4 protein-coding genes are annotated in these 4,935 nt (G+C 67.8%); 2 read left to right on the plus strand and 2 right to left on the minus strand.

Annotated elements, in window-relative coordinates; all coding sequences use genetic code 11:
* A partial coding sequence (malE, locus tag ACE3TU_RS18790) for a maltose/maltodextrin ABC transporter substrate-binding protein MalE (protein WP_374627007.1) occupies positions 1-986 on the minus strand: 986 nt, incomplete at its 3' end.
* A 336-nt stretch (positions 987-1,322) separates the two neighbouring features.
* Here malE and ACE3TU_RS18795 point away from each other — a divergent pair.
* A complete protein-coding gene (locus ACE3TU_RS18795) occupies positions 1,323-2,375 on the plus strand; it encodes a substrate-binding domain-containing protein (protein WP_374627008.1) in 1,053 nt (350 codons plus the stop codon).
* The gene (locus ACE3TU_RS18800; RefSeq protein ID WP_374627010.1) at positions 2,363-3,484 is read left to right on the plus strand and encodes an ABC transporter ATP-binding protein; all 1,122 of its coding nucleotides are present in this window, start codon (positions 2,363-2,365) and stop codon (positions 3,482-3,484) included. Before ACE3TU_RS18795 ends, ACE3TU_RS18800 begins: the two co-directional genes overlap by 13 nt.
* Positions 3,485-3,607: 123 nt before the next feature.
* On the opposite strand, the gene ACE3TU_RS18805 is transcribed toward ACE3TU_RS18800, so the two are convergent.
* The coding region (locus ACE3TU_RS18805) for a glycosyltransferase (RefSeq protein WP_374627012.1) at positions 3,608-4,935 on the minus strand (1,328 nt) is incomplete at its 5' end.

A 4,935-nucleotide genomic window follows, 5' to 3' on the forward strand; every position in this document is an offset into this window, starting at 1 on the left:
AAGCTCTTGTCGGCCACGGCGCCGAGCGGGACGTCGTCGTTGATCATCTTCAGCCCCTCGTCGCTGGCGAGGTAGTTCTCGATGAACTCGATGGCGAGGTCCTTGTTGGGCGTCGCGGCATTGACGTTGGCGGCGAGCACGCCGACGAACGCCTTGCTGGGTGCGCCGGCCACCGACGGGATCGGGGCGACGCCGAAGTTGATGTTCGAGGTCTTCAGGTTCGACCACGCCCACGGCCCGTTGATCACCATGGCGACCTCGCCCTTGTTGATCGCCGCATCCATCACGCCGTAGTCGACGCCCGACGGCATGACACCGTCATCGATCATCTTGCGCAGCAGCGCCGCGCCGGACTTGGCTCCGGCATTGGCGACGCCGGTATCCTTGGGGTCGTAGCTGCCGGTCGCGTCGTCCTTCTTGAACGCATAGCCACCATTGGCCATCAGCAACGGGAAGGTGAAGTAGGTGTTGTTGTAGTCCCACAGGATCGGCTTGACGCCGGCCGGGAGCTGCAGCGCGGCGATCTCCTCCATCGTTGCCGGCGGAGTGGGGACCAGGTCCTTGTTGTAGATCAGGCCGATGGCTTCGACCGCGATCGGATAGCCCCAGGTCTTGCCGTCGAAGGTCACCGCGTCCCAGGCGAAGTCGAAGATGCCGTCGCGCACGGCCTGGCTCGGCTCGACCGGCTGGATGAGGCCGGCCGCCGCCCATTCGCCGAAGCGGTCATGGGCCCAGATGAAGATGTCCGGGCCGTCCCCGGTTGCCGCAGACTGCTGGAACTTGTCGGTCACCGCCTCGGGGTGCTCGACGACCACTGGCACGCCGAGTTCCGCGGTGAACTTGTCGCCGAGCGCCTGCAGGCCGGTGAAGCCCTTGTCGCCGTTGATCCACACCACGAGCTTGCCTTCCTCGAAGGCCGAACTCAGCGCGGTCGAGGCCAGCAGCAGGCCCAGGCCCAGGGCTACGGTCTTGATAGTCTTGGTCACGATTGTCCTCCCAGACAGTTTGCCTAGCCGGCCGTGCCGGCGTCGTCGTCTGCCCGCCCAATATGGGGCGCGCTTCGCGTCGTCCGGCGAGCCGTCCCGTACGGGTCAGGCCGCCGCCGTCGTAAACTCCTCCGGCCGGCCCCGCCCTGCGTCGGGCACCGGTCGCATCGGGGCCGCACGCATCCCGCGCCGGCCGGCCAATAGCTGTACTCTAGTTCAGCTCGCCACCGATTTCAAACCGGTTTAATTCTGCGTCGCCCTGGCCTTCCGAATTGCCTCGACCAGGCCGATGTGCAAACCTCGAAGCGGTTTGAGAGTTTCGCCGGGAATGGACTATTGACGACGCTACGTGAACTGGCCTCGCATCTGGGGCTGAGCCCGGCCACCGTCAGCCGGGCATTGAACGGCTTTCCGGAAGTCGGGGAGAAGACGCGCTTGCGGGTGCTCGAGGCATCGGAGCGCCTGCGCTACAAGGCGAACTCCAGCGCCAAGCGCCTGGCGACCGGCAAGTCCGGAATGGTCGGCATGATCTTCCGCTCCAGCCGCAACCTGCTGGTCGATCCGCATTTCGTCGATTTCCTCGCCGGTCTGTCCACCGGTCTTGCCGACCGGGAACTCGACCTCATCATCCACACCGCGCCGCAGCGCGATCTGCTGGCGCACTACGAGCGGTTCGCCTCGTCGGGGTCGGTCGACGGCATGATCGTCTCGGCGCCCGAGATCGAGGATGTCCGCATCAGCACCCTGATCGCGCGCGGCTTTCCCTTCGTCGTGCACGGGCGCACCGGAGAAGCGGTGCCCTACGCCTATTTCGACATCGACAACGATGCCGCCTTTGCCGCGGCGACCTCGCTGCTCGTCGAACTGGGACACCGGCGGATCGCGCTGCTGAATGGCGAAGCCAACCTCGCCTTCGTGGTCCAGCGCGAGCGGGCGGTGCGCCGCATTGCAGCCGATCGCGGCATCCATATCCCCGAGCGCTTCGTCAGCCACGACCTGATGAGCGAGGACCAGGCCTTCCTGCACGCCACCGAAATGCTCTCGGGGCGGCTCGGGGCGCCACCGACGGCGTTCCTGTGTTCCTCGACCCTGCAGGCGCTCGGCGTGATCCGCGCCGCCGGGGCCGTCGGTCTCGCCATCGGCCGGGAGCTCTCGATCATTGCGCACGACGACGTGCTGCCACACCTGAGGCCCGAGAACTTCAATCCGCCGCTGACCGTCACGCGCTCGCCGATCCGCATGGCCGGTGCGGCGCTGGCCGAAATGATGGGGGCCCGCATTGCCGGCGTCGATCCGCTGCAGCTGCAGCGCATGGTCGGCGCCGACTTGATCGTTCGCGCCTCCACGGGCGCAGTGCCAATGTCGGGGAGGGACGGATGGCCGCACTAGCAGAGAAGGCAGAGACCCAGCCACCGGTACTCGAGGTGCGCGACCTGATGAAGCGCTTCGGAAGCGTCGAAGTCCTGCGCGGCATCAGCCTGTCGATGGCGAAGGGCGAGTTTCTCGTTCTGGTCGGTCCGTCGGGCTGCGGCAAGTCCACCCTGCTCAACTGCATCGCCGGGCTCGACACCACGTCCGGCGGCCGCATCGAGATCGGCGGGCGCGACGTGACGGAGGTGCCGCCGCGGGACCGCGACATCGCCATGGTGTTCCAGAGCTATGCGCTCTACCCGACGATGACCGTGGCCGAGAACATCGCCTTCGGCATGAAGGTGCGCAACGTCCCCAAGCCTGTACAGGCGGACAAGGTGCGCGAGGTCAGCGAATTGCTGCACATCTCGCACCTGCTCGAGCGCAAGCCGGGCGCGCTCTCCGGCGGGCAGCGGCAGCGCGTCGCCATGGGCCGGGCCCTGGTGCGCGACCCGGTGCTGTTCCTGTTCGACGAGCCGCTCTCCAATCTCGATGCCAAGCTGCGCGTCGAGCTGCGCGGCGAGATCAAGCGCCTGCACGAGCGGCTAGGCGCCTCGATCGTCTACGTCACGCATGACCAGATCGAGGCGATGACGCTGGGCACCCGCATCGTCGTGCTCAACCAGGGGGTGATTCAGCAGGTCGGCACGCCGCAGGAGATCTTCGAGGAGCCCGCCAACCTCTTCGTCGCCGACTTCATGGGCTCGCCGCCGATGAACCTGATCCCCGCCCGGGTCGCGCCGGGCAGCGGCGGGCGGGAGCTGGTCCTGTCGGATGGAAACCGGTTGCGGATTGCCGAGCCGCCGGGCGCGCTGGCGGCGCGGGAGAATGCCGAGCTCATCGTCGGCCTCAGACCCGAGATGTTCTCGCTGACGGCCTCGCCCGATGCCCTCGCCGTCACCGCGCAACTGGTCGAGAACGCCGGCTCCGACACCTTCATCACCACCGAACTGGGCGGCAAGCCTGTCGTCGCGCGCCTGCCCGGGCGCCTGCGGGTCGAACAGCACAGCCCCATCCACCTCGTCGCGGATACCCGCCACGCCTGCTATTTCGACCCCGCCACCAGCCTCGCCCTCGCGCCTCGCTAGCCGGCCTCCACGAACGCCCCTCGCGCCGCCGATCAACCCCGACCGCCCGGCGGCGCCGGCAAGGGAATCCGCAAGAAGCCGTCGCTGTCCTCGGGACGAGCCCGTACACGAGCGCTGGGAGGCTCAGGGTTCGACGAGGAAGCGGCGGTAGTTGGCCGGCGAAATCGGCTGGCAGAGCGTGTTCCGCGCGATGGCGAGGCCAGCGGCGGAAAGGGCGTGCCAGCGTTCCGGGTCATCAGCGAGCGCCCGCATCTCGCGTGCGGCATGATCGAGTCTGGCGTCGGCCCAGACCAGCCCGGGACCGCCTGCGTAACGTCCGGAAGCGTCACTGACCGGCACGAGATCGTGGTCGATCTCGATGGCGCCGCCAGCGGTGAACTCGGTCGGCGCCGACCATCCGGTAACGATGGCCGGCGTCCCCACCGTCATCGCTTCGGCGACCGGCAGGCCAAACCCCTCGGAGCGGTGCAGCGAGACGAGGCAATCGGCACCAGCGATCAGCTGCAGCACCTCATCGTCGGTGAGGTGCTCGGTCATCACTCTGATGTTCGGCCAGCCTGCGATGGCGGCGCGCATTTGCTGCATTGCGGCATCGTCGAAATGGCTGAACGACGCCTTGATAAGCAGAGACGCATCTGGCGAGGTTGGCCCGAAGGCGCCCTGGAAGGCGGTGATCGCGGCCATCGGGTTCTTCCGTGCGGCGGTGGAACGCGCATCGAACATGGTGAGGAACGCGAAGGGCCGATGCGGCTCCGACAGCGGCCGCGCCATTGCTGGCAGCGGCATGGGGTGGGGAACGACACGGATAACCGGACCGCCGGGCCCGGACGAGCGCCGGATAGCGTCGGCGACGAACTGGCTGGGCGCCCAGATCTCGTGGAAATGCTTCAGCATAGGGGGCCAGGTGGACGGCAGGCGTTCCAGCTCGTAGGACCAAACCCCGATGCGGTAGCGGCTCGCCCAGAGGCGCTCGGTATCGGCCAGCAGCACCTTCACGGATGCCTCGGGTGGGTTGCAGTGGCAGATCCAGACGCCGCCCGGCGACACGTCGCGCACCATCTCGGCGGAGGGATCGGCGGTGATGTCGTGCTCGACGAGCGGTACGCCCCAGGTCCGCACGGAGTCGCGGGTGAGCCGGCCGGCCCTTGCGACGCCGCTCTGGTCGCTGAAGAAACCCGACACCACAACGCCTCCGCGCACGATGGCGCCGATCGGGAGCGGCGGCGGTAGGGTTCGGCTGGCCAGTTGCTGCAGCACCTTGCCAAGCACCGGGCTGAGCCGCGACCGTGCGGCAAGGGGCAGGGGCAGGTGGCGGTAAGTCTGTCGCAGCGCCCGGTACAGCGCTACCGATCCCGAAGGTGGCCGATGGCCCTGCAGCCCCCAGGGGCGCCGGAAGAACAGCCCCAACTGACGCTTGTCGTTCGACAGGCCCTGGCTGCTTGGAGAGTGGG

Source organism: Devosia sp. (assembly GCF_041917035.1).
In the GTDB taxonomy this organism is placed as follows: Bacteria; Pseudomonadota; Alphaproteobacteria; order Rhizobiales; family Devosiaceae; genus Devosia_A.